Annotated in this window: 20 protein-coding genes and 1 tRNA gene; 9 read left to right on the top strand and 12 right to left on the bottom strand. The window is 47.1% G+C overall.

Translation table 11 applies throughout. The features are described from left to right. Positions 1-21: 21 nt before the first annotated feature. The 8 genes from pfkB to msrB all read right to left on the bottom strand — a co-directional run bounded on the left by pfkB (position 22) and on the right by msrB (position 11,250). The gene (gene pfkB, locus AZ602_RS05505; RefSeq protein ID WP_103034068.1) at positions 22-960 is read right to left on the bottom strand and encodes a 1-phosphofructokinase; all 939 of its coding nucleotides are present in this window, start codon (positions 958-960) and stop codon (positions 22-24) included. After that, the gene (gene ptsP, locus AZ602_RS05500; RefSeq protein ID WP_103034067.1) at positions 957-3,797 is read right to left on the bottom strand and encodes a phosphoenolpyruvate--protein phosphotransferase; all 2,841 of its coding nucleotides are present in this window, start codon (positions 3,795-3,797) and stop codon (positions 957-959) included. The genes pfkB and ptsP overlap by 4 nt, the downstream gene beginning before the upstream one ends. A 225-nt stretch (positions 3,798-4,022) precedes the next feature. Beyond that, positions 4,023-4,382 (bottom strand): SirB2 family protein, encoded by a 360-nt coding sequence (locus AZ602_RS05495; RefSeq protein ID WP_103034066.1) that lies wholly within the window; start codon positions 4,380-4,382, stop codon positions 4,023-4,025. 24 nt (positions 4,383-4,406) lie between these two features. Continuing rightward, the gene (greA, locus tag AZ602_RS05490; protein ID WP_078317744.1) at positions 4,407-4,883 is read right to left on the bottom strand and encodes a transcription elongation factor GreA; all 477 of its coding nucleotides are present in this window, start codon (positions 4,881-4,883) and stop codon (positions 4,407-4,409) included. A gap of 216 nt (positions 4,884-5,099) precedes the next feature. After that, on the bottom strand, positions 5,100-8,339 hold the full coding sequence (gene carB / locus AZ602_RS05485) for a carbamoyl-phosphate synthase large subunit (protein ID WP_103034065.1): 3,240 nt from the start codon (positions 8,337-8,339) through the stop codon (positions 5,100-5,102). 34 nt (positions 8,340-8,373) lie between these two features. Continuing rightward, a complete protein-coding gene (locus AZ602_RS05480) occupies positions 8,374-9,315 on the bottom strand; it encodes a restriction endonuclease (protein ID WP_103034064.1) in 942 nt (313 codons plus the stop codon). A gap of 6 nt (positions 9,316-9,321) precedes the next feature. After that, positions 9,322-10,530: a glutamine-hydrolyzing carbamoyl-phosphate synthase small subunit gene (gene carA, locus AZ602_RS05475; RefSeq protein ID WP_103034063.1), complete on the bottom strand. Its 1,209-nt coding sequence runs from the start codon at positions 10,528-10,530 to the stop codon at positions 9,322-9,324. Between the two features lie 303 nt (positions 10,531-10,833). Continuing rightward, positions 10,834-11,250 (bottom strand): peptide-methionine (R)-S-oxide reductase MsrB, encoded by a 417-nt coding sequence (gene msrB, locus AZ602_RS05470; RefSeq protein ID WP_103034062.1) that lies wholly within the window; start codon positions 11,248-11,250, stop codon positions 10,834-10,836. A gap of 282 nt (positions 11,251-11,532) precedes the next feature. On the opposite strand from msrB, the gene AZ602_RS05465 reads away from it, so the two are divergent. From AZ602_RS05465 to cysG, 4 genes are all read left to right on the top strand, one after another. Further along, positions 11,533-13,113, top strand: a complete 1,581-nt coding sequence (locus AZ602_RS05465; protein ID WP_103034102.1) for an aminotransferase class I/II-fold pyridoxal phosphate-dependent enzyme — start codon at positions 11,533-11,535, stop codon at positions 13,111-13,113. Positions 13,114-13,340: 227 nt separating this feature from the next. After that, complete coding sequence (locus tag AZ602_RS05460; RefSeq protein WP_103034061.1) at positions 13,341-15,017, top strand: nitrite/sulfite reductase; 1,677 nt, start codon at positions 13,341-13,343, stop codon at positions 15,015-15,017. 26 nt (positions 15,018-15,043) lie between these two features. After that, positions 15,044-15,433, top strand: coding sequence for a DUF934 domain-containing protein (locus tag AZ602_RS05455; RefSeq protein WP_103034060.1), 390 nt, complete (start codon positions 15,044-15,046; stop codon positions 15,431-15,433). A gap of 20 nt (positions 15,434-15,453) precedes the next feature. Next, the gene (gene cysG, locus AZ602_RS05450; RefSeq protein ID WP_103034059.1) at positions 15,454-16,806 is read left to right on the top strand and encodes a siroheme synthase CysG; all 1,353 of its coding nucleotides are present in this window, start codon (positions 15,454-15,456) and stop codon (positions 16,804-16,806) included. An 84-nt stretch (positions 16,807-16,890) separates the two neighbouring features. On the opposite strand, the gene AZ602_RS05445 is transcribed toward cysG, so the two are convergent. Continuing rightward, positions 16,891-17,964: a DUF475 domain-containing protein gene (locus AZ602_RS05445; protein ID WP_103034058.1), complete on the bottom strand. Its 1,074-nt coding sequence runs from the start codon at positions 17,962-17,964 to the stop codon at positions 16,891-16,893. A gap of 353 nt (positions 17,965-18,317) precedes the next feature. Between AZ602_RS05445 and AZ602_RS05440 the strand changes: the two genes are divergently transcribed. Next, a tRNA-Leu gene (locus AZ602_RS05440) sits at positions 18,318-18,402 on the top strand. 122 nt (positions 18,403-18,524) lie between these two features. Here AZ602_RS05440 and AZ602_RS05435 read toward each other — a convergent pair. From AZ602_RS05435 to glnE, 3 genes are all read right to left on the bottom strand, one after another. Next, positions 18,525-18,719: an oxidoreductase-like domain-containing protein gene (locus AZ602_RS05435; protein ID WP_078317689.1), complete on the bottom strand. Its 195-nt coding sequence runs from the start codon at positions 18,717-18,719 to the stop codon at positions 18,525-18,527. A gap of 90 nt (positions 18,720-18,809) precedes the next feature. Continuing rightward, positions 18,810-19,742 carry a branched-chain amino acid transaminase gene (locus AZ602_RS05430; protein WP_103034057.1) on the bottom strand — a complete coding sequence of 311 codons (933 nt, stop codon included), beginning with the start codon at positions 19,740-19,742 and terminating at the stop codon, positions 18,810-18,812. Between the two features lie 107 nt (positions 19,743-19,849). Beyond that, on the bottom strand, positions 19,850-22,663 hold the full coding sequence (gene glnE / locus AZ602_RS05425) for a bifunctional [glutamate--ammonia ligase]-adenylyl-L-tyrosine phosphorylase/[glutamate--ammonia-ligase] adenylyltransferase (protein ID WP_103034101.1): 2,814 nt from the start codon (positions 22,661-22,663) through the stop codon (positions 19,850-19,852). Between the two features lie 141 nt (positions 22,664-22,804). On the opposite strand from glnE, the gene tusD reads away from it, so the two are divergent. The 4 genes from tusD to AZ602_RS05405 all read left to right on the top strand — a co-directional run bounded on the left by tusD (position 22,805) and on the right by AZ602_RS05405 (position 24,585). Then, positions 22,805-23,191: a sulfurtransferase complex subunit TusD gene (gene tusD, locus AZ602_RS05420; RefSeq protein ID WP_103034056.1), complete on the top strand. Its 387-nt coding sequence runs from the start codon at positions 22,805-22,807 to the stop codon at positions 23,189-23,191. Positions 23,192-23,198: 7 nt separating this feature from the next. Next, complete coding sequence (locus AZ602_RS05415) at positions 23,199-23,504, top strand: hypothetical protein (RefSeq protein ID WP_227525182.1); 306 nt, start codon at positions 23,199-23,201, stop codon at positions 23,502-23,504. Between the two features lie 30 nt (positions 23,505-23,534). Continuing rightward, positions 23,535-23,858, top strand: coding sequence for a TusE/DsrC/DsvC family sulfur relay protein (locus AZ602_RS05410; RefSeq protein ID WP_078317685.1), 324 nt, complete (start codon positions 23,535-23,537; stop codon positions 23,856-23,858). Positions 23,859-24,102: 244 nt separating this feature from the next. Then, positions 24,103-24,585: an acyl-CoA thioesterase gene (locus AZ602_RS05405; protein WP_103034055.1), complete on the top strand. Its 483-nt coding sequence runs from the start codon at positions 24,103-24,105 to the stop codon at positions 24,583-24,585. Positions 24,586-24,634 lie beyond the last annotated feature (49 nt).

The following is a 24,634-nucleotide window of genomic DNA, read 5'->3' as shown; positions in this document are numbered from 1 at the left end:
AATAATTACCGCGTTAATAAATTAAATTCGATTGATTTGGACTTGAGCCATCAATGTCGCCAAGCGTTCAGGATCAGCCACCCCAAAGCCAACAATGCTGACTGCATGCGCAGATAGCGCTACAGCTTGGGTTAGCACTTGTGCATCTTCGTCTGCACCTAGCAGCCCTTGGATCATAGCTGCCACCAAAGTATCGCCAGCACCAACCGTGCTTTTTACCGTCACTTTAGGTGGTGTGGCATGATAAGCAGCATGTGGCGCGTACCAATGCACGCCTTTTTCACCCATTGAGATAACCACATGCTCAATGCTTGCACCCACTGCTGTCAAAAGCGCGCGCTGCTCATCAGCTGTCTGACACGCCATGCCAAATGCTTCAGTCAGCTCATCGCTATTAGGCTTAATTAGCCACAGCGGATAACTCATGGCTGCTTTAAGGGCTTCACCACTGACATCAACCGCAAGCTTGGGGTTGACCGCCATCACCACATTGATCAGTTGGTGAAAATCATCCATGCCAAAACCCTGTGGCAGACTGCCTGCAATCAGTACAGCATCACAGGCAGTAGCCAGTTGGCCAGCTTTTTGGAGCAGTTTTGTTTTATCTGCATCTGTAACCCAAAAGCCCTTGCCATTGACATCGGTCGTCGTACCATGATCGACAAGCTTTATATTGGTGCGCGTATTGCCATCGACACGCACGAACTGATCTTCGATGGCAGCAGGCGTACAACGATCGGCAAATAATTGAACAAAGCTTGCTTGGTTTTGTTGTCCCAAAAACCCACTAGCGATACAATCAATACCCAAATCAGCCAAGATCTGCGCAGAATTTAGAGCCTTGCCAGCAGCGTCCAACTGCGTGCTGGTCGCGCGATTGACCTCGCCGATTTTTAGGCCATCGACAGCGATGGTCATATCCAGCGCTGGATTTAAGGTGATACACAGTACTTTTTTCATAGCTGCTTGACCAGTTGGCGTACTTGTTCGGCAGTTTGACATTCCAAAGCCTGCATGGCAAGCGCTTGCATTTGGCTATACTGCATCTCACGGATCATCGCTTTGGTCATGGCGATGCTTTTGGCAGACATTGACAGCTCATCAACACCCAGACCGACCAATAGCGGCACAGCATCAGGATCAGCTGCTAATTCACCACAAACGCCCACCCATTTGCCCTCACGATGCGCTGCTGTGACAGCTTGATGGATCAGCTGTAGAATACTTGGATGCAGGCCATCGGCATCTTTTGAGATCACAGGATGTCCGCGATCGATGGCCAGCACATATTGGGTCAAATCATTGGTACCGATGCTAAAAAAGTCCACTTCTTTGGCAAATTGATGCGCCATCACTGCAGCACTTGGCACCTCAAGCATGATGCCTACTTGCAATTGGTCATGCGGATACTGCACCAACACCTCATCTAAAATCGCTTTGGCTGCAAAAAATTCCTCAATGCGTCCAATCATCGGAAACATAATGCGCAAATCACGACCCTCTGATGCCACGATCAAGGCGGTGAGCTGTGCGCGCAGCAGCTCCGGTTTTGCAAGTAACAAGCGAATGCCGCGTAAGCCCAAAAATGGGTTTTCTTCAGCGGCCATCGGCAGATACGGCAAGGCCTTATCCCCACCAATGTCAAGCACACGCACCACCAATGGCTTACCATCCAAAGCCTCAAAAACCTGTGCATAATCTGCCACTTGTGTCTTGATATCAGGGATTTGGGTGTGCGACATAAACACAAGCTCAGTACGCAACAGACCCACACCCTCAGCACCATTGGCGACAGCATTGGCGGTGTCAGCGACATTACCTAGGTTTGCTGCCACCTCAACACGATGGCCATCGGTGGTGATTGCAGGCTCTTTGGCCACCAAAGCCGCCTTGCGCATCATCTCACGGCGCGCTGCCTGAATCTCGCGACATTCAGCGATCATCTCATCACTTGGCTCAACGACGAACCAGCCAGCACCGCCATCAAGCAGCACCGAAGTCCCACCTTGAATCTCCAGTACAGACTGACCAGCACCGACCAGTGCAGGTATGCCCAAGGCACGCGCAATGATGGCGCTGTGTGAGCTTGCTCCACCGACGGCAGTGATGATGCCTGCCACACTGGTCGGATCGAGATTGGCCACATCAGATGGCAAGAGATCTTCTTTGATGAGCACATAAGGCGCATCAGGTGGCGCTGCCTGTGTTTCACCCACAAGCTTTAATAGCACCTTTTGGCCGATGTCTTTCAAGTCTTGAGCGCGCTCGGCCAGCAGCTGATTTGCGAGCGCCGCCTGAGCCGATGCCAGCTCTTCGATCATCGCATGCCATGCTGCCGGTGCTGATAAGCCCTCTTGCAGCCCCTCTTTGACACCCATCAACATCTCATCATCGTCTAGTAATGCCAGATGTGCAGCGAAAATCTCAGCGATCTGAGGATTTTTGGCGGTTTTAATGACCACTTGCAGATCTGCCTTGACAGCAGCGATTGCCTCTTGTAGTTTGGTCATTTCTGCTTCTGGAAATTGGGCAGTCATCGGATAATGGTAGCGCACTGGCTTGATGATATGCGCCCCACCGACCGCCAAACCTTGAGAAGCATTGATCGCTTTGTGTCGCACACCAGGCTGGATGCCGATACTGTTATTTATAGTTGATGCATCGGATGTCTGATCCGTGTCATGGCTAACAACAGGGCTGACAACAGGACTGACGCTTTCGCCCAATCCTGAACGCACCGCATCAATGATCTCATCAAGCTTGGATGCTGCTTGTGTGTCGGGTTCTGCAATAAAAGTCAGCGTCTGCCCTTTGATGGCGCCCAATGACAAAAGCCGCGTCAAGCTCTTGGCAGAAACATACTCCCCAGCATCTACTGAGACCTTGATCTCACCATCGATGTGCTTGGTCAGCGCCGCCAGTGCCGTCGCAGGACGCGCATGCAGCCCGTGATCATTGGCCAGCACAACGGAGGCTGATGGCCAGTTGGCTTGATTTTGGATGCCAAGCAGCTGAAGGATCGATTGGGTATCTTTTTGGCGAATCGCATCAGCAAGCGACTGACTCATCAGTGTATCTAATAGCTGTGACAGTGCTGCGCGATCGACAGATTTTTCGGCAGTGATCACCGCCAAAGCTTGCTTGGCACTGGCCACCATAGCCAATGCCGACTGATGGATGCCCTGCTGCTCTTCTAAAATCACTGCACTCACCGCATCGCTAAGCTGCGTGGGTGTATGCTTGGGCAAAAATAGCGAGCTGATCACGCCTTGTTTTTTGAGTAGCTGCGCCGCTTGCAGATACAGCTCATCGACATCACTTGCCAGACTGTCGGTGATGATCAATGCATCCGACAGTCGCAGTGGTTTTTTGGTCGCGCCCAAAGCTTCGATGAGCGCCTCTGCTGTGGTAGCTTGCTGGATTTGGGTGGCCACATCATCATTTAAAGCGCGTGTTAAGCTTTGTAAAATCTGCAAATGCTCATCGGACTGTGCTGCGATCACCACCGCCAAATACACCACATCGCCTGCATCATTCCACTGAACACCATCGGCAAAATGCACCAATCTGACGCCAGTTTTCTTGATGCTGCTGCGCGAATCTGGTGTGCCATGCGGAATGGCGATGCCTTGACCCAGGTAGGTCGATGACTGATTTTCACGATCTTTTAGGCCTTGTAAATACTCTGGCGTGGTCAGACCATCTGCCACCAAAATCTCACAAAGCACCGACAGTGCCTCTTGTTTGCTGCGTGCAGTTGCTTGCATACGCACGCTGTCAGCGGTTAAGCTTAGCATATTTACCCTTTAAACCCATGTTGGATTATGATTAACGGTGTATAAATTGTAATATTATTTCAAATGATAAAACAATTTGTCAAAAAAATTGTATAATTGTAGCACAATCCAGTCGTCATCTTAAGCAAAGAATTGTAAACATTTCATCCCTTTGAGCCAATAAAAAAGACAAATTCAGCCTCGAATTTGTCTTCATCAATGGCCATCGACGGCCACGGATCTTGCTTATAGCATCGGCTTAGTAACCGCCAAAAAGACAATGCCTGCATAAGCCACACCTGCGATCAGCATCCCAGCCTTGGCCTGTGATAATGACAGATCTTGATTGCGCAGCGCCTTGATGTTGGCAGATACCGCCACGATTAAGAGTACCAACTTGGCAATCGCCCAATGCTGCATGCCTGCCACTTGGTACAGCTGCCAAAATAGCCATAGACCTGTTAGCATCAGCACGGTATAGACCAGATGCGTCATGCCACTAAATGCAGGCGAGCGCTTGGCTTTTTTGCCAGTAAAAATCGGCACGGCCTGATAAAGGTACAACAAGATCGTCACGACCGCGACCAGCATGTGTAAATGTTTCATATAACGCCTTTTGATTGATCGGTTTTATTGGTAAATCACTTCAAGGATTTCAAATTCAGCCACACCGCTTGGTGTCTGGATTTTGGCTTCATCACCTTCTGATTTGCCAATCAAGCCACGAGCGATTGGCGAGTTGACCGAGATTTTACCTGATTTAAAATCCGCTTCATCATCGCCCACAATCTTGTAGCGACGCTTGGCGCCATCATCAAGATTTTCAAGCTCAACGGTAACGCCAAACACCACACGACCATCTTGTGGCAGTTTGGTTGGATCGATGACTTGCGCGCCGCCCAGCTTGGCTTCGATATCACGGATACGCGCTTCGCACAGGCCTTGCTGTTCACGGGCGGCATGATATTCTGCATTTTCTTTTAGGTCGCCATGCTCACGAGCCTCAGCGATCGCAGTGGTGATGCGTGGGCGTTCGACGGTTTTGAGCTGTTTTAGCTCTTCTTCAAGTGCTTGATGTCCTTGTGGGGTCATTGGATAGCGTTGCATAAAGATTCCTTTTTTAAAAAACAAATGCAAAAAAGCTTGCCAAACTTTCATCTGGCAAGGCTTTTTGACTAAAATTTGATACCATTGTACTTGCTTTTTATAAAATTGCAAGGCTTTTATGTATGTCAATTGTACCAAGCAATCGGACGAATGATATTTAAACAAAACACCGACTGCCAACATAACAATCGGTGTTTGGTGTCAGACCGCCTAAGATTATGCTGAATGCAAATCTTGTAGCTTATACACATCAAATGGCAGTTTGACTTGGTACGCCATGCACACCGCTTGAGCAGCACTCATCGTGGTCACATAAAACACCTTGTTTTGTAGGGCGCTGCGACGGATCAAGAACGAATCTTCCTGAGCCTGCTTGCCTTCGGTGGTGTTGATGACCAAGTGGATTTCACCATTTTTTAGCATATCAACAATGTGTGGACGACCTTCGTTGACCTTATTGATACGCTCACAAGCGATGCCTGCATCCGCCAATACCTGCTGAGTGCCGCCTGTCGCGACCAGAATAAAGCCATAGTCAATCAGCTGTTTGGCGACGGCTGGCAGGTGTTTTTTATCACTATCACGCACTGACAAGAAGGCTTTTTTGACTTCGCCTGCTACCGGTAAGCCTGGTAGGCGTTCGTTTGAGCCGATAACAGCTTTGTAGAAAGCTTCGCCAAAGGTCTTGCCCACACCCATCACTTCACCTGTTGATTTCATCTCTGGGCTTAGGATTGGATCCACACCTGGGAACTTGGCAAATGGGAATACCGCTTCTTTGACCGAATAATGCGTCGGAATGATTTCACTGGTAAAGCCCTGCTCTTCTAAGCTCTTGCCTGCCATACAACGGGCAGCGACTTTGGCAAGTGATGTACCGATACATTTTGAGACAAATGGCACTGTACGGCTCGCGCGCGGGTTCACTTCTAGGATATACACAGTGTTATCTTTGACCGCATATTGCACGTTCATCAGACCAACAACGCCCAGCTCTTTTGCCATCGCAATGGTCTGCTCACGGATCTGATCTTGGATGTCATTGCTCAATGAATACGGTGGCAAGCTACACGCTGAGTCGCCTGAGTGCACGCCTGCTTGTTCGATGTGCTGCATGATACCACCGATGACGACGGTTTTGCCATCAGACACACAATCCACATCCACTTCGATGGCATCATCCAAGAAGCGATCTAGTAGCACTGGTGCTTCGTTCGATGCTTGTACCGCTTCACGCAGATAGCGTTTGAGCTCATCTTCGTTATACACGATTTCCATCGCACGGCCACCTAGGACATAGGATGGGCGGACAACCAGTGGATAACCGACAGATTGCGCTTTGACGATACCATCTTCACTACTGGTCGCCAGTGCGTTTGGTGGCTGATTTAAGTTCAGCTGATGCAGCATACGCTGGAAGCGTTCACGGTCTTCGGCACGGTCGATGGCATCAGGGCTTGTACCGATGATTGGCGCACCTGCTTTTTCTAATGCACGAGCCAGCTTCAGCGGTGTCTGACCGCCATACTGCACGATGACGCCTTTTGGTTTTTCGGTGCGGATAATCTCAAGCACATCTTCTAGTGTCACAGGCTCAAAGTATAGGCGATCTGATGTGTCATAGTCTGTTGAGACAGTTTCTGGGTTACAGTTCACCATGATGGTCTCATAGCCATCTTCACGCATGGCAAGTGCTGCGTGCACACAGCAGTAGTCAAACTCGATACCTTGACCGATACGGTTTGGGCCACCGCCGATAACCATGATTTTATCTTTGTCGCTTGGGCGTGCTTCGCATTCATCATCATAGCTTGAATACATATAAGCGGTCGAAGTCTCAAACTCTGCCGCGCAGGTATCGACACGCTTATACACAGGATACACACCAAGATCCCAACGCTGTTTGCGCAGTTGTTTTTGGCTGATGCCCATTAAGTTTGCGATGCGAAGATCGCTCATGCCCTTGCGTTTAAAGGTACGTAGATTGTCGGCATTTAGGCCGCCAAAGCCCAGTGATTTGATTTCGCTTTCGGTTTTGACGATGTCTTCGATTTGTACCAAGAACCAAGGATCGATTTTGGTGTATTGATAGACTGCATCCAAATCAAAACCATGGCGGAACGCTTCAGCGATATAGAAGATACGATCAGGCGTTGGAATCGACAGCTTGTTTTTGATTTCGCTATTGATGGCATCGGCTGATTTGCCTTCAAGCTCGATGATTTCATCAAAGCCAGTTGCACCCGTTTCTAGGCCACGCAAGGCTTTTTGCATTGATTCTTGAAAATTACGACCAATCGCCATCACCTCACCCACTGATTTCATCTGAGTGGTCAAGGTATTTTCCGCTTGTGGGAATTTTTCGAAGTTAAAGCGTGGAATCTTGGTCACGACATAGTCAATCGATGGCTCAAAGCTTGCTGGCGTTTTGCCACCAGTGATGTCATTTTTTAGCTCATCTAGGGTATAGCCCACAGCCAATTTGGCAGCGATTTTGGCGATTGGGAAACCCGTTGCCTTGGATGCCAATGCCGATGAGCGGCTTACACGCGGGTTCATCTCAATCACCACCATACGACCGTTGGCAGGGTTGATGCCAAACTGCACGTTTGAGCCACCAGTCTCAACACCGATTTCACGCAGTACTGCGATCGATGCATTACGCATCAGCTGATATTCTTTATCAGTCAAGGTCTGTGCTGGCGCAACGGTGATTGAGTCGCCAGTATGCACGCCCATTGGATCGAAGTTTTCGATTGAGCAGACGATGATGCAGTTGTCGTTCTTGTCACGCACCACTTCCATCTCGTACTCTTTCCAGCCGATCAAGCTTTCGTCAATCAACAGCTGATGCGTTGGTGATAGATCAAAACCACGCTCACAAATTTCAATAAACTCATCGCGGTTATAAGCAATACCGCCACCTGAGCCACCCATGGTAAATGAAGGACGGATAATCACAGGGAAGCCAAAGCGTGCCTGAATCTCAAGTGCTTCTTCCATCGACTCAGCGATGTCAGCGCGTGGGCATTCTAGGCCGATTTTTTTCATGGCTTTGTCAAACAGCTCACGGTCTTCGGCTTTTTCGATGGCATCTTTGGTTGCACCAATCAGCTCACAGCCATATTTGGCAAGCACACCATGCTTATCCAAATCCAGTGCACAGTTCAGTGCAGTTTGACCGCCCATGGTTGGCAAAATAGCATCTGGACGCTCTTTGGCGATGATACCCTCAACAGTCTGCCAAGTGATCGGCTCAATGTAAGTTGCATCCGCCATCACAGGGTCGGTCATGATGGTTGCTGGGTTTGAGTTGACTAGGATAACTCGATAACCCTCTTCTTTTAGGGCTTTACAGGCTTGAGCGCCTGAGTAGTCAAACTCACACGCTTGACCGATGACAATCGGGCCTGCGCCGATGATTAGGATACTTTTAATATCATTGCGTTTTGGCATAATCTTACCCTTTTGGTTAAATCTTTAAATCTAGTTATTCGAAAAAATCTTCGTCAATTTCACAAATTTCAAGCAGCTGCTTGGTCTGAATACCAACTTTGTAGCGAATCATCAGTGTTACCAAATTCTGACCATCAATCAGCACCACCTTACCCAATAGCTTTTCGGCATACTCTTTAGCAGATTTGGTAAATGATGAGGTGGTAATAAATACACCTCGCTCAACGCCACGACCTTGCAATGCACCAACAAACGACTGAATTTCTTTACTGCCAATCGTGTTGCCATCATGATAGCGTTTGGCTTGGATATAGATATTTTGGATGCCAAGCGGATCTTGCTTAATCACGCCATCAATACCGCCATCATGCGATTTACCGACATGTTCAAACAGGTTTTCTTTACCACCATAACCCATCGCAAGCAAAGTGCGAATCACCGCCTTTTCAAAAAATTCAGGTGTCTGTGTCCGCAGTCGCTCAAGCAAATCCACCGCCAACAAGTTTTCAAGCTCTTGCACCGCTGTGATGGCTTGTTGTTCATAATCAATCTCGGCATCAAGGTCAGTATCGTTCAGATTGACTGCCGCATGATCAGTTTGATTCTGCTGCGTTTTACGGGCTTTGATTTCTGCTTGGTAATTATCCCAATCAGCCAAACCCACAAATTGCTTTTCGCTAATACCTTGTAAATCACGCCACTCTTTGGCTTTTGTAGTGCCAAGCGGTGTAATTTGATAAGTAGCTCTTGCCAATCTTTTAAAAATGCCTGCTTTGGTTAAGCTAGAAATCGCCCAGCCCAAAGAATTTTCGACACGGCTTTGACCCGATGCCAAAGGTGTCGCCATCTCTTCTTGACTGATATTGGCAAGTTTAGCAGTATCTGCATAAATCTGATGGCGGGTGCGTACTTGCCCATCTGCCATCAGTGCTAATACCCAACGGCGAGATGCATCGTGGCTGGTAATCACTTGCATGACCAACTAGCCCTTAAACTCGCTCATCTGCTCAATAAATTGATCAAACAGCACCGCACAATCATGTGGGCCTGGGCTGGCTTCTGGATGTCCTTGGAAGCTAAATGCAGGACGATTGGTCAGCTCGATGCCTTGGTTTGAGCCATCAAACAATGAACGATGTGTCACACGCACATTGGCAGGCAGGCTTGATTCATCGACCGCAAAACCGTGGTTTTGGCTTGTGATCATCACAGTACCATCTAGGATATTTTGGACTGGATGGTTCGCTCCGTGATGACCAAACTTCATCTTCAAGGTCTTCGCCCCACTTGCCAATGCCAATAGCTGATGACCTAAGCAGATGCCAAACACTGGAATGGCGGTCTCATTAATAATATGACGAATCGCATCGATAGCATAAGTACATGGCTCAGGATCACCAGGGCCGTTTGACAAGAAAATACCATCTGGGTTGTGCTTTAGCACTTCAGCCACAGGCGTGGTCGCAGGTACGACAGTGACATGACAGCCACGATCGACAAGCATACGCAAGATGTTGGTTTTGACACCAAAGTCATAAGCCACAATATTAAAGCGATGCTCGATATCTTCGCCAAGCTTACGGAAGCGGCCGCCAGTCTCGGTTGTCTTGGCATTGCGGCCATCATTGGCAAGCTCCCATGAGCCTTCAGTCCAGATGTAGCCGTCTTGGTCGCAGCAGACCTTGGCAAGGTCTTGACCTTTCATCGATGGTGCTGATTTGGCAAGCTCAATCGCGCGAGCTTCATCGATATTGCCATCGCTATCGGCTGTCATGATGCAGCCATTTTGAGCACCTGTGGTGCGTAGTAATGTGGTCAGCTTACGAGTGTCAATGTCAGCGATCGCCACGACATTATTGGCAATCAGATAATCTGACAGCGAGCCTGTGGCACGAAAGTTTGAGTGCAGTAGCGGCAAATCACGAATAATCAACCCTGTCGCCCACACCTTATGGATGCAACCTGATTCACGATCTTCATCGTTACAGCCCGTGTTGCCGATGTGCGGATAGGTCAAGGTGACCATTTGTCCTGCATAGCTTGGGTCGGTTAAGATCTCTTGGTAGCCTGTCATCGCTGTGTTAAATACCACTTCACCGACAGTTTCGCCTGTGGCACCGATGCTCACACCACGAAAAATTGTGCCGTCTGCCAGTGCCAATACGGCTTTTAAGGTTGCTTGTGCTGTCATGAATCTGCCCCGGATTTATTATAGATTTTAAATATTTTAGCCTAAAAATATTAAGAATAGCCAAATTTTGGATAAAATTTTTTGGCGATCGCTCGCCACTAGACCATTCATGGTAGGAAAATCACGCACAAAAAAGCGAATGATTGATACAAATAACTTACCCTTGAAATGCCAAGATAAAGTTAGATGTATTCATAATCACTCGCTCGTCGTAGATTTTGGCTATTATATATAAAATTTTGCAAAAAATCCAACAATTTTTGACAAATTTTTACATCACACGAACCTCAAAAATCCCACTCATCAAGCATTAGGCTCCAAAACCACTGCTGCTGAGTTGATGCAATATCTCAGACCAGTATCTGTGACATAATTATCATCAAAGACATGACCCAGATGCCCACCGCAGTGATGGCAGGTGACTTCGATGCGACGCATCCCATGCGACAGATCCAGCGTCTCATCGACAGCTTGTTTATCAATCACCTGATCAAAGCTTGGCCAACCACAGCCAGAATGAAATTTAGCCGTGCTACTAAATAGTGGCGCATGACAGCCCTTACAGTGATAAGTGCCTGCCGTTTCGGTATCGGTATAAATACCTGTAAAGGCCCGCTCCGTGCCTTTTTGGCGTAGCACATAGTAAGACAGCTCATCAAGTCGCTCTCGCCAATCGCTATCTGTCATGGTGCGTAAGGTGTCTTGGTCGATGGTTTTCATGATTATCCTTAAATCCTCATTGGGTATATTGTATTTATTAAGTTAAACACCATCGGCCACACTGGTTGGCATGATGGCTGCTTTGATTGTATCATAAAATCGATGGATCATCTGATAAAAGCGATAAATTTGCCAAAATTCAGTTATTTTGCAAGTAAAACTTGCATTTTTATTATTCATATTGCTAAATTGATCAAAGTAACAAAAACTTGCCAAGCATAACTTGCAAAATGGTCAATATGGGCGTAAAATACTGCCATTCATTCATCAGCGATGGTTGCCATGAGCCAAATTTTACAAGACAATGACAGTCACGACACCTTAACCAGCACCCAAGCCCAAGGACTTCGCCTAAAACAGCGTCGCAAGGCGCTCGGTATGTCTGCTGAAAGCTTAGCAATCAAGATGGGGGAGTATGGCTCGCCTGTCAGTCGTGGTGCGATTGCCAATTGGGAATGTGGCAAAAATGGCATTGCCAGTGCTAAATTGCCGATTCTTGCCCAAGTGCTTGGCGTGAGCGAAAGTTATTTGCTGCGGGGCGATGATGTCGTCACGCCAATGGGTACGCCGATGATGACTCCAATTTTACAAACGACACAACCTGTGGAAACTGCTATGCTTACCGACACCCCAAAACCTTTAAAAAAATCCAGTAAACTTGCTAATGTCTGCTACGATATTCGTGGTGAACTGCTTCAGACCGCTGTACGCATGGAAGCTGAAGGTCAGCGTATCATCAAGCTAAATATCGGCAATCCAGCACCATTTGGGCTATTGCCACCAGATGAGATCGTCCGTGATGTGGCGATGAATTTGAATGATGCGTCGGGTTATTCGGATTCACAAGGGATTTTTGCAGCTCGTAAGGCGATTTTGCAGTATTATCAAGCCAAAGGATTGTTGACGGCGACCGATGTGGCGGATGTCTATATCGGCAATGGCGTGAGTGAGCTGATTGTGATGACCATGCAGGCGTTGCTTGATGACGGTGATGAGGTGCTGATCCCGATGCCTGATTATCCACTATGGACGGCAGCAGCAAATCTGGCAGGCGGCACGGCGGTGCATTATCGCTGTAATGAAGATGATAATTGGCAGCCTGATTTGGCAGATATCGAAAGTAAAATCACCCCACGCACCAAAGGTATCGTCATCATCAATCCAAATAACCCAACCGGTGCACTGTACTCCGATGAGATGCTACACAGCATCGCCAATCTTGCCAAAAAATATGGCTTAGTCATCATGGCGGATGAGATTTATGATCGCATCTTGTACGATGGTGCGGTGCATACACCGATGTGTACCATCACTGATGAATGCTTGGTGCTGACTTTCAACGGCTTATCCAAGTCGCATCGTATCGCAGGCTATCGTTCAGGCTGGCTGATGCTATCGGGCAAAAAAGACCATGCCACTGATTTTATTGAGGGCTTGACCATGCTCGCTAGTATGCGTCTGTGTGCCAATGTGCCAGCTCAATATGCCATCCAGACGGCGATGGGTGGCTATCAGTCTATGCAGGCTTTGACCGCACCGACGGGCAGACTATGCAAACAGCGTGATTTGGCGGTACAGCGACTCAATGCCATCAAAGGCATCAGCTGCACCACGCCACAAGGGGCGTTTTATTGCTTTGCAAAGATTGATCGTGATGTCTATCCGATTGATAATGATATGAAATTTATGATGGAATTATTGACCGAAGAAAAGGTGCTGATTGTCCAAGGCACAGGCTTTAACTGGGATCAGCCAGATCATTTCCGTGTGGTATTTTTGCCAAATCTGATTGATCTTGAAGATGCGATGGATCGACTGGATCGGTTCTTTGCCAAAAAACGCCGTGAGTTTGGGACGGAGTGACACCAGACCAAACTTGCTCAATTCTCTGACAAACCAAACCGCTCATTATGGGCGGTTGTTGTCTTTTATAAACTGTCAAATCAGATTATCCCCAAACCATCTACCGATATTCCATTTTTGAATTTTAATTTTTTATGCTCAACGCTTAACATGATGCGGTATAATTCTTAATCCAAAAACATCCTGTTATTTCAATTCATTTAGCCATACGCCAAAGGAAAATTATCATGTATCAATACAGCTATGCCGACCAAAAACTGGTGGACGAGCGTGTCGCTCAGTTCCGTGACCAAACCCAGCGTTTTTTGGCAGGTGAGTTGCCAGAAGAGCAATTTTTGCCACTTCGTCTCCAAAACGGTCTGTATGTACAGCGTCATGCGCCGATGCTACGCATTGCCATTCCTTATGGTCTGATGTCGAGCAATCAGCTGCGTACACTTGCTGAGATTGCCCGTGATTATGACCGTGGCTATGGGCATTTTACCACTCGTACCAATCTACAGCTAAACTGGGTGAAGTTAGAAGAAGTGCCTGATATTCTTGCCAAGCTTGCCGCCAATCAGATGCACGCCATTCAGACATCAGGCAACTGTATCCGTAACACGACGACTGATCCGTACTCAGGCATTCATGCCGATGAGATTGCTGACCCACGCCCATACTGCGAGATTATCCGTCAGTGGAGTACTTTTCATCCTGAATTTGCCTTTTTGCCACGCAAATTTAAGATTGCTGTGATTGGCACTAAGGCTGACCGTGCAGCCACTCAGGTGCATGATATCGGCTTGCACTTGGTTGAGCGTGATGGTGAGATTGGCTTTGAAGTGCTGGTTGGTGGCGGTCTTGGCCGTACGCCAATCATTGGTAAGGTGATTAATGAATTTTTGCCACGCCGTCATCTGTTGTCGTATCTGGATGCGATTTTGCGTGTGTATAATTTAGAAGGTCGCCGTGATAATAAATACAAAGCGCGTATCAAAATCCTTGTCGAAAGCCTTGGTAAAGATGTCTTTGCCCAAAAAGTCGATGAAGAATGGCAAACGCTTAAAGATGGTGATTTGACCCTGAGTGATGCACATTTTGAGAAGGCACAAAGCTATTTTACCGCGCCAAATTATGAACAAATCGATCCGCTAGAGGCACAATCTAAGCTGGATGAATTTTTTGGCGATATCAACTTTAAAAACTGGTATGAGCATAACACTGTCGCCCATAAAGTGAACGGCTACCGTGCTGCGGTAATTTCACTAAAAGCAGGCGTGGTGGGCGATGCTTATGTACCAGCCGGTGATATCACTGATCAGCAAATGTTTGCTTTGGCAGATTTGTCAGATGAGTATAGCCTAGGTGAAATCCGCGCAACGCATCACCAAAACCTTGTGCTTGGTGATGTCAAAATCACCGACCTATATGCACTATGGCAAAAACTGGTTGATTTGAAGTTGGCTCGAGCCAATATCGGCACGCTGACAGACATGATTGTCTGCCCAGGTTTTGATTATTGTGCTTTGGCAAATGCCACGACGCATAATATCGCCGAATCGATCGAAAAGCTGTTTAATGACTTGGATTATCTGTATGATTTGGGTGATATTCGCCTAAATATGTCAGGCTGTATGAATGCTTGTGCGCACCACCATGTGGGTGATATTGGTATTCTTGGCGTCGATAAAAAAGGCGAGCATTGGTATCAAATCAGCCTAGGTGGCAACTCAGGCGAAAATGCCAAGCTTGGTCAAATCCTAGGCCGTGCGGTCGCTGCTGATGAAGTGGCGCAGACGATTGCTACCATCGTTGATGTCTATAAAAACGAGCGTATCGAAAGCGATGAGCATATTGAGACCTTTGCTCAAGCGGTTGAGCGATTGGGTATCGCACCGTTCAAAGCCGCCGTTTATAGCTAATCAATAATAAAGCATAAGGAATTATCATGAGTCTAACTAAAGTATATAAAGATGCTCGTACCGAAAGCATCACCCTTGATGAAGCAGTGGTATCGGCAGCATTGAATGCTGATACCACACCTGACGAGATTGAGGCGATTGTGGCAGCATCGCCAAAATCACTACTGTTTTATTTGGCGGACTTTAAAGACGGCCGTGTGTTTAGTCTAATTCGCCATGCTCGTCATAAGGGCTACACTGGTGAAATCATTGTGGCAGGCAAGTTTGCCTTAGACCAAGCCAATTACTTCGTCAAATCAGGTGCTGATGCCTTTGTCGTGGCTGATGATCAAGTCGCAACCTTAAGCAAAACCTTGACCGACCTTGCAACAGGCTATAATGGCGAGTCGGTTAATCGTTTGCCATTATTTAGCTAATCCATAAAAAGCGAGCTGCCATGAATACTTTGCCTTTATTTTTTAATCTACATAACAAAACCGTGCTGATCGTCGGCGGCGGTGATGTCGCCCACCGTAAAGCGGTATTGATGGCAAAGGCACAGGCTCGCATGGTGGTGATTGCCAAGCAGTTTGATGAAGATTTTATTCAGTTTCTAAAACAAAATGCGGTCACTTATCATCAAAAAATCTATGAACCAAGCGATCTAGACACTTATCAGCCTGCCATCGTCATTGGTGCCACCGATGATCATGCGGTGAATGTCGCACTGCATGGTGATTGTCAGGCTCGTGGCATTGCTGTCAATGTCGTTGATACGCCTAAGCTTTGTGATTTTATTTTTCCTGCCATTGTCGATCGTGATCCTGTGGTGATTGGTGTGTCTAGTAATGGCAAAGCACCTGTATTGGCACGACTGATTCGAGCCAAGATTGAAAGCAGCTTGCCAAGCAGTATCGGTAAGCTTGCTGCCAAAGCGGGCGAATTTCGTGCCAAGGTCAAAGATGCCTTGCCGACCATCACCGAGCGACGCTATTTTTGGGAATCGGTGTTCGAGCGAGCCTTGGCGGATCGTCAGATTGCCCCATTGGACGATGAGCTCCAAAGCTTTATTGACCAAGGCAAACAAGGTGGCGAAGTCTATATTGTCGGTGCTGGTGCAGGCGATCCTGATTTATTGACTTTTAAGGCGCTAAGGCTGATGCAGCAGGCTGATGTCGTGTTGTACGATGCGTTGGTATCACCTGAAATCATCGATCTGTGTCGCCGTGATAGCCAAAAAATCTTTGTCGGCAAAAAACGCACCGATCACGCCAAAACTCAAGATGAAATCAATGCGTTATTGGTGCAATACGCCAAGGCAGGCCATCGAGTGCTACGCCTAAAAGGTGGTGATCCGTTTGTCTTTGGGCGGGGTGGTGAAGAGATGCTGGCGTGCCAAGCCTCAGGCGTACCTTATCAAGTCGTCAGCGGTATCACGGCAGCACTGGCAGCGGGTAGCTGTGCAGGCATTCCTTTGACACATCGTGGTGTGGCGACTTCGGTGCGATTCTTGACAGGGTGCTATAAGACGCATGAAGCGTTTGATGGCCTAAAAAGCGCCTATCAGCCTGATGAGACTTTGGTGTTTTATATGGGGCTGCACGCACTGCCCAAGATTGTCGATAGTCTGATCGGATCAGGCTTGCCAAGTGATTTGCCGATCGCCATCGTGTCGAATGCCAGTCTGCCAAACCAAGCGGTCTTGACAGGTACGCTCAGCGATATCGTCGCCAAACAAGCTGAATCAGGTGTCAGCGCCCCTGCCATCATCATCGTCGGCAAAGTGGTGGATCTGTATTCTGGCAACTAAAGCACAAACACTTTAAGCATCCATCCATTTACCAATAAAAATGCCAGTATATAACTGGCATTTTTTATTGGATAAGCACTCAAATCAAACAGCGTTTCTTTTGTTGTATTGCACCGAATTATACAATGACAACGCAATGAAAGCCACACCGATCAAGCCTGTGATGATCTCAGGCACATGGAATTTGGTCGATAGCAGCATGATCACCGCCAAGGCACCGATGGCATAATGCGCACCATGCTCCAAATACACGAACTCACTTAATGTACCTTTATCCACCAAATAAATGGTCATCGAACGCACAAACATCGCACCGATCGCAAGACCAATCATGATGATGATCACATCATTGGTGATGGCAAAAGCACCGATCACACCATCAAAACTGAATGACGCATCCAGCACCTCTAGGTACAAGAAACCTGCCACCCCGCCTTTTAGGATCGTCGGTGATACGCCTGCGGTATTGACGATCACATTGCCTTTGGCGTCATAAACCACCTCGTCAGGATCGCTCTCACCTTCAAGCAATGCCGACAGCACGCTCACACCCAAATAAACCAAAATACCCCACAGGCCTGCGGTCAGTACGACGCCCTGCTTAGCTTCATCCACCCAAGTCATTGAAATCATCAAGACGACCAATGCCACAAACACACTCATCGCATCGACTTTGCTAAAGCGCACCAACCGCGACTCCAGCCAACGGAACCAATGCACATCTTTATCGCCAAACATGAATTTTAAAAATACCAACAACAAGAACATGCCACCAAATGCCGAAATCTCCGCATGATGCGCGTTTAAATGCTCGGCATATCTGGTCGGATCATTGAGCGCCAAGTCGATGACTTGCATCATGCCCAGATTGGCGGTCACTGCCACGATGACGATCGGAAATACCAGACGCATACCAAAGACCGCGATCAAAATACCGACGGTTAAGAAAATCTTTTTCCAAAAATCATTCCAACCCTTTAAAATAGAGGCATTCACCACCGCATTATCAAAGGATAATGACACCTCCATGATCGCCAAAATCGCGGTGATGCCAAGCGCCATCAACATGCCTGAAACGCCACCATGACTGTAGCCCCACCATGCTGCTATCACAAAGCAGATCACAGTGAAAATAATGTCAAATAAAAAATGTCTCATAATCACCTTATGAATAATAAAAAACGCGCCATCGAACTACTTTTCCGATGGACGCCGTTATCAATTGATGATGTCATTATATCCGTAAAAGCCGCGACATTCAACGCTATGATAATGATATGGATAAATTTTTAATGGCAATTAACAAATTTACAACAGCGTTCATGATCCGACGAAATCTGCTTAGGCCTTAGATTAAGATTTTTATTAAACACCAATCCAACATTTTTAAGCTAATTTGCTTAAACACACCAGCGAATAAAAATAAATCAAAATTTTTCAAAAAAAAGTCTTGTCAAATCATAAAAATTTGCTATAATAGCGCCCACAAAGCAGTGATGCTTATCCCTTTTGGGGTCGTGGCGGAATTGGTAGACGCACTGGATTTAGGTTCCAGCGCCGCGAGGTGTGAGAGTTCGAGTCTCTCCGACCCCACCATATTAAAACCTTGCACTTATTGCAAGGTTTTTTTATGTCCGCTTGTTAAGCTCTATCGCCATCGCCTGAACGCTGTGGCTGACGCATCGGATTAGGGTTTATGGGTGTTTAACAGTGCTGCATCATTCATCAGCTGCTGTTAATGCAGCCAAAAATGCCTGATGGCGCTTTTGCTGCTCATCATACGCCTGCTTTTCACGGCTGTATATCTCATACACACAATAATCCCCGCACTCGCTACCACAGCACTCCCAGTCTTCAGGATAGTCAGGCTTGGGCAATAGCACTTCATTAAACACTTGAGTTTCGCTCATCATCACTCCTTTTGATTTATTATAACAAATTCTCATAAAAAACGCCCAAACCTACATGGATTTGAGCGCTTATAAGCCAAATGACTTTGCAGATTATTCATCCACAAAGCTAAGCCAGTGCTTGTACTGCTCATTGCGACCTTGTACCACATCGAAATATAGTGTTTGAAGTTTTTCGGTGATTGGGCCACGACCGCCATTGCCGATGGTGCGATCATCATATTCGCGGATTGGCGTCACTTCTGCCGCTGTACCAGTCATAAAGATCTCATCTGCCAAATAGAACTCATCACGAGTGATTCGACGCTCAACCACCTTGATGCCAAGATCTTGGGCAAACTGGATAATCGTGCGACGCGTGATGCCATCCAGCGCACCACCTGCCAAATCAGGCGTGTGCAGCTCGCCATCTTTGACCAAAAATAGATTTTCGCCAGAGCCTTGGCAGACATAGCCTTGTGGATCCATCAAGATTGCTTCATCGTAGCCGTTGCGAGTCACTTCTTGGTTGGCTAGGATAGACACAGGATAGTTGCTGGCCGCTTTGGCTTTACACATGGTGACATTTGGATGGTGATGCGTGTAGCTTGAAGTTTTGACGCGGATGCCGTTTTTGATACCATCTTCGCCCAGATACGCACCCCAGTGCCATGCCGCGACAGCTGCATGGATGGTGTTATCCTTGGCGGCGATGCCCAGTTTTTCTGAGCCAACCCAGATCAATGGGCGGATGTAGGCAGCAGCCAAGTTATTCAGACGCACGACATCTTTTTGGGCTTGGCACAGCTCATCAAAGCTGTAAGTACAGTTTAGCTGAAAGATTTTGGCTGAATTTAGTAAGCGCTCAGTATGCTCTTGTAGGCGAAAAATCGCTGTACGGCCATCTGGCGTTTGGTAAGCGCGGACGCCTTCAAATACCGCCAAACCATAATGCAAGCTGTGGGTCAGTACATGCACCTTGGCATCTGGCTGTTCGACCAATGCGCCATCGAGCCACATTTTGCCTTCTTGGGTTGCCATGCTCATAAGTTACTCCATGATTGAGTTTGTTAAATTTCAAGCGATTATAGCAGATGCGATAAAATAATAAAATGCTTTTAGGATGGCCTGATCACTTTTTTATGATAAACCAATTAGCCAAGCAGCACATCTTGCCAAACTTGGCGTACAAAGTCACGCAGCTCATGCCATTCATCATCATCGACGATGGTCGTTTGTTCAGATAAGGCCAGCTCATGGGTCTTTTTGCGCAGTCGTAGATAGGCTTCTGTCAGCTTCTGGCAGCGATAACTCTCCCAGATACCTGCTTTTTCAACTTCCTCAAAAATACGCACATTGTCTGGCCAAATCGCCAATGTCGGATACTCATGCGACAGGCTGAGCACCATAAACTGCGCCAAAAATTCAATATCTACCAAGCCGCCAAAATCTTGCTTAAGATGAAACTGCTCATGATCGCCATCACGGCTGCTGGTCTTAGTGCCAAGATGGGTTTGCATTTTTTGGCGCATCTCGATGACATCGCTGCGCACTTGATCTGGATTTCGCTGCTGGGTCAGGATTTTTTTGCGAATCTGATCAAATTCTGCCAACACCTGATCATCACCAACGATGCCACGCGCGCGCACCAAAGCTTGATGCTCCCACGCCCAAGCCTTTTCGTTTTGATACATCTCAAAGGCATGGGTAGAAATCACTGGCACGCCAGCATTGCCCGACGGACGCAAGCGAGTATCAATCTCATAAGCACGGCCATCACGAGTCTGGGTGGCCAGATAGGTCATCAGTTTTTGCACCAGTCGTGCGGCAAATTTCATGCCACTGATTGGCTTATCGCCATCGGTTTCGCCCTTTTCATCAATGCGATGCAAAAACACCAAATCCAAATCGGACGCATAACTCATCTCAAGCCCGCCAAGCTTGCCATAGCCGACGATGGCAAAGCCACAGTCATCGACATCAGCACGCTCGCCATTTTGAAGTAATGGGAAACCATGTTTTGCCGTCAGCTCATCAAAGGCTCGATACAACGCCGACTCAAGCACCACTTCAGCGATAAATGTCAGGCTATCTGACACCTTCATGATATGGCGAAGCCCTAACACATCAGCGGTTGCCACTGCCAGTACTTGAGTCTTTTTAAATAGGCGAATGGCTGACAAATACCCTTCGTCATCAAAAGGCTCAACACGAAGCAGGCTTTGGCGTAAAATATCGGTCAGCTCACTCTTATCCGGCAGATGCAGATAGCGTTTTTGTAAGAAAGTATCAAGTAGTACAGGATAGTGCGCCAACTCTTTGGCGATCCAAGGACTGGCTGATAGCATCGGGATCAGTCGCACGGTGGCATCAGGGTTTTCGGTCAGCATCACTAGATAAATCGAGCGGCGGCAAATCGCTTCAAGCAATGCAATCAGTCGTGGCAGTGCCATCATCGCAGACTGCACACCATCCATCTGCGCATGGGTCAATAGTGCGTGTAAAATAATTGGATAGGCTTGAGCAAGTCGCTCTTTTGAGACATCATCAAGCGAGCCAACCAGTCTTGAGTTCATAAACTCATCAAGCTGTGCCATCGCATCATCACCCAAGGTCTCATGCAGTGATTCACCGATTTGCTCAGCATTTAGGCTTTCTTGCTTGGGTGATTGGCGGTCAGTCACCATACGCCCAAACGGTCGGCTGACATTTTGGCGATGTGCATCAAGTACAGAGCGGAACGACGACACCGACTCAAAACCAAGCGTCTGAGCAATCGCTAAAAGCTCATCAGCATCACTTGGGAGTCTTTGGGTCTGGTGATCATGGCGTGCTTGGATGGCGTGCTCAAGCCGACGCAAAAAACGATACGCCGATGATAACTGCTTACTTTCTTCGGCATCGATATAACCAAGCTCAGTCAGCACCTGCATACACTCAAGACACGCAGGATGCTCAGCAATCCGTACATGATGCCCGCCATAAATCAGTGCAAACGCTTGTACAATAAACTCAATATCACGAATACCGCCCACGCCAAGTTTGACATTGTCAAGATCCTGACGCTGGGTTTGCTGATTGATAATCATCGCTTTCATTTCACGAAGTGCACTAAAGGCACTGTAGTCAATATAATAACGATGAACAAAGTTTTTAGTAATTTGGCGTAATTGGGTGGCGAACTCATCACTGATGTCATTGACCACACGAGCTTTTAGCCAAGCAAACCGCTCCCAAGTTCGCCCATGCTGATTAAAATATTTTTCTAATGCTTGTGAATGCAGCACCAAAGGCGAGCCATCACCCCATGGACGCAGACGCATATCGACACGGAACACAAAGCCATGTTCGGTATTCTCATCAAGCAGCTTGATCACCCCACGACCCAAATCACGCATGAATTTATGGCTGTCGATACACTTTTTACCATCGGTATCGCCATTATCAATATGCACAAAAATCAAATCAATGTCGCTGGATAAATTCAACTCTCGTGCGCCAAGTTTACCCATGGCAATGATGGCAAGCTCATCTTTGAGCTGCTTAGTCTTACGACGGATGATCGGATCGCCATAGCGATTGGTCAATTTATGATAAACAAAATCTTTTGAAAAACTGATACAACTATCGGCAAAATCAGACAGCTCACGGGTTAAATCTTCAAGCGTAATCACCGCCAATGCATCTTGCCAAATCCATTTGAGCATCAAAAAGCGACGCAGTTCACGCAGCCCCTGCATCACCATCTCTTCATTGATACTATCTAGATAATTGGTCGTGCCAAGCCCGACAAATCGACGCACCAACCCATCAAAATCAGCTCGAGTCATCGATGTACCAAAGCCAAACTCACCCAAAAAAGCTTCAGCACGCTGTGTGTGCTTTTGATAAATCTGCAATGCAAACGGACTGGCAAGCGCCAAAATATCCAGCTGTTCTTTATTAGGGATAAAATCAAATGAACTCATGACGACCATCTCAAAGCTACACCCATGTAGCACAAAATCCAAATTCAACTTATTTTACACCAAAATTTGCGTTATAATAAGTCAAAGCTTTGATTATTTCTGATAAAACCTGATCACAATTCCATTATATCAAATTATCTTATGTCCATATCAAAAATTCTAATATTAGTCAGTGCGTCGCCACATACTCACCAAGCCAAGCTTGCCTTGGCAGATGCCAAAGCGCGATTGTCACAAGGTGAGACGGTGTCAGTATTTTTTTATGGTGATGGCGCTTATACCGCCAATCGCCTTATGTGGCAGACTGCCGATGTGCCAAGTATTAGCGATGGCTGGGTGACTTTATCAGAGCAATATCAGCTGGATTTACCGGTGTGTGTCAGCACGGCGCTCGCTCGTGGCATCACCGATGGTGAAAATGCCAAACGCCATGGATTAGATGGCGACAATCTACGCACGCCGTTTCGCCTTGTGGGACTGTCTGAGTTGGCATTGCTGATTGATGGCGTACAAGTGGTGCAGTATTAGGGGTTTTATGAAATTTTTAATAAAAATTAACACAGATAGCGAGCTGATCAGCTATGAAGCCATTGCTCTGGCGTTCACTTTGGCGACTTTTGACCATGCTGTACAGTTATCATTTGGCAAGGGTAGCTTAACAGTGTTGATGGATGAATCTACTCGCATCTATGGCATGGTGCAATCGCTTGAGCTGTATGATTTGCCAAAAGCTTATCACGAGTTTTCTGATGAATTGACCAAACTAAGTCCTGCCATTCAAGCGGTATTGACGATCGGTCAGCCCACGCTTGATGACTATGATACCGTGCTGACTTTTTGAATTAAGCAATCACTGAAAATAGATAATACAATGACAGAACAAGCCTTATTACTGGATGATGATGGACATTTGGTCAATCATTTGGACTGGACACCAGCCGTCGCTCAGACATTGGCAGATACGCTTGATGTATCGCTTAGCGATGAGCACTATCAAATCTTAGCCCAAGTGCGTGCATTTTTTGAGACTTATCATCACAGTCCTGCCACTCGCCCTTTGATTAAGCATCTGATGAACACCTTGCCTGAGCTTGATATTAATAATCAAAAACTACAAGCATTGTTTAACACAGGTCTGGTTGCTCGTCATGTCAATCGCATTGCCGGACTGCCAAAACCACCAAATTGCCTATAAGACTCCATCACTGATTCGCATCCTCCATCGCTGACCGATCAGTACAAAAAGCCCACTGTACAGCATCGTGGACAGTTTTTATACTAAAAGCCAAATTATCATGCCGATCAGCAGCATTCGCTTACTGTGCTGAGTATTGAGTGACATGGCAAGAGCAGCCATTGATGTTGATTGTCATATCAATAACACATTTATTCATCAAATCCAAGCCCTAAAAGATGAGCGAACACCACAAGGAAGTTGTATGACACAAAATCTCACCCCTAACATCGCACCGACCGATTTGACGATGACGCTATTGATGACGCCTGATATGGCCAATTTTTCTGGCAATGTGCATGGCGGCACCATCCTAAAGCTACTCGATCAAGTCGCTTATGCCTGCGCCAGTCGCTATGCTGGCGGCTATGTAGTGACTTTGTCGGTGGATCAAGTGATTTTCAAAGAGCCGATTTATGTTGGTGAGCTGGTGACTTTCTTTGCGCGCATCAACCATGTCGGCACCACCTCGATGGAAGTCGGCATTCGTGTCGAGGCCGAAAACATTCAGACTCGCACCACACGCCACACCAACAGCTGCTATTTTAGCATGGTGGCGGTCGATGATCAGCGTAATCCTGTGGCGGTCGCACCTTTGGCGCTGCATGACGAGATCTCCAAAAAGCGCTTTGAGATGGCCAAAGAACGCAAAAAACTGCGCATCGAGCTACAATCACATGACTGGTAGTGGCGATGTTCTGTGCATTTCAAATCTAGCAAATCAATTCACTTGTGGT

The sequence above is a fragment of the Moraxella sp. RCAD0137 genome (assembly GCF_002894025.1).
GTDB classification, from domain to species: domain Bacteria; phylum Pseudomonadota; class Gammaproteobacteria; order Pseudomonadales; family Moraxellaceae; genus Moraxella; species Moraxella porci.
The sequence above is the reverse complement of the archived record's forward strand: the minus strand, read 5'-3'. Positions and strand labels throughout refer to the sequence as shown.

What these genes read in the sequence shown, in the direction of transcription:
- AZ602_RS05455 (WP_103034060.1), top strand. Translation starts at nt 15,044, where the DNA reads ATGAGTCTAACTAAAGTATATAAAGATGCTCGTACCGAAAGCATCACC.
- AZ602_RS05445 (WP_103034058.1), bottom strand. Translation starts at nt 17,964, where the DNA reads ATGAGACATTTTTTATTTGACATTATTTTCACTGTGATCTGCTTTGTG.
- AZ602_RS05495 (WP_103034066.1), bottom strand. Translation starts at nt 4,382, where the DNA reads ATGAAACATTTACACATGCTGGTCGCGGTCGTGACGATCTTGTTGTAC.
- AZ602_RS05465 (WP_103034102.1), top strand. Translation starts at nt 11,533, where the DNA reads ATGAGCCAAATTTTACAAGACAATGACAGTCACGACACCTTAACCAGC.
- AZ602_RS05430 (WP_103034057.1), bottom strand. Translation starts at nt 19,742, where the DNA reads ATGAGCATGGCAACCCAAGAAGGCAAAATGTGGCTCGATGGCGCATTG.
- greA (WP_078317744.1), bottom strand. Translation starts at nt 4,883, where the DNA reads ATGCAACGCTATCCAATGACCCCACAAGGACATCAAGCACTTGAAGAA.
- tusD (WP_103034056.1), top strand. Translation starts at nt 22,805, where the DNA reads ATGTCCATATCAAAAATTCTAATATTAGTCAGTGCGTCGCCACATACT.
- AZ602_RS05480 (WP_103034064.1), bottom strand. Translation starts at nt 9,315, where the DNA reads ATGCAAGTGATTACCAGCCACGATGCATCTCGCCGTTGGGTATTAGCA.
- msrB (WP_103034062.1), bottom strand. Translation starts at nt 11,250, where the DNA reads ATGAAAACCATCGACCAAGACACCTTACGCACCATGACAGATAGCGAT.
- AZ602_RS05415 (WP_227525182.1), top strand. Translation starts at nt 23,199, where the DNA reads ATGAAATTTTTAATAAAAATTAACACAGATAGCGAGCTGATCAGCTAT.
- carA (WP_103034063.1), bottom strand. Translation starts at nt 10,530, where the DNA reads ATGACAGCACAAGCAACCTTAAAAGCCGTATTGGCACTGGCAGACGGC.
- cysG (WP_103034059.1), top strand. Translation starts at nt 15,454, where the DNA reads ATGAATACTTTGCCTTTATTTTTTAATCTACATAACAAAACCGTGCTG.
- pfkB (WP_103034068.1), bottom strand. Translation starts at nt 960, where the DNA reads ATGAAAAAAGTACTGTGTATCACCTTAAATCCAGCGCTGGATATGACC.
- AZ602_RS05405 (WP_103034055.1), top strand. Translation starts at nt 24,103, where the DNA reads ATGACACAAAATCTCACCCCTAACATCGCACCGACCGATTTGACGATG.
- carB (WP_103034065.1), bottom strand. Translation starts at nt 8,339, where the DNA reads ATGCCAAAACGCAATGATATTAAAAGTATCCTAATCATCGGCGCAGGC.
- AZ602_RS05435 (WP_078317689.1), bottom strand. Translation starts at nt 18,719, where the DNA reads ATGATGAGCGAAACTCAAGTGTTTAATGAAGTGCTATTGCCCAAGCCT.
- glnE (WP_103034101.1), bottom strand. Translation starts at nt 22,663, where the DNA reads ATGAGTTCATTTGATTTTATCCCTAATAAAGAACAGCTGGATATTTTG.
- AZ602_RS05460 (WP_103034061.1), top strand. Translation starts at nt 13,341, where the DNA reads ATGTATCAATACAGCTATGCCGACCAAAAACTGGTGGACGAGCGTGTC.
- ptsP (WP_103034067.1), bottom strand. Translation starts at nt 3,797, where the DNA reads ATGCTAAGCTTAACCGCTGACAGCGTGCGTATGCAAGCAACTGCACGC.
- AZ602_RS05410 (WP_078317685.1), top strand. Translation starts at nt 23,535, where the DNA reads ATGACAGAACAAGCCTTATTACTGGATGATGATGGACATTTGGTCAAT.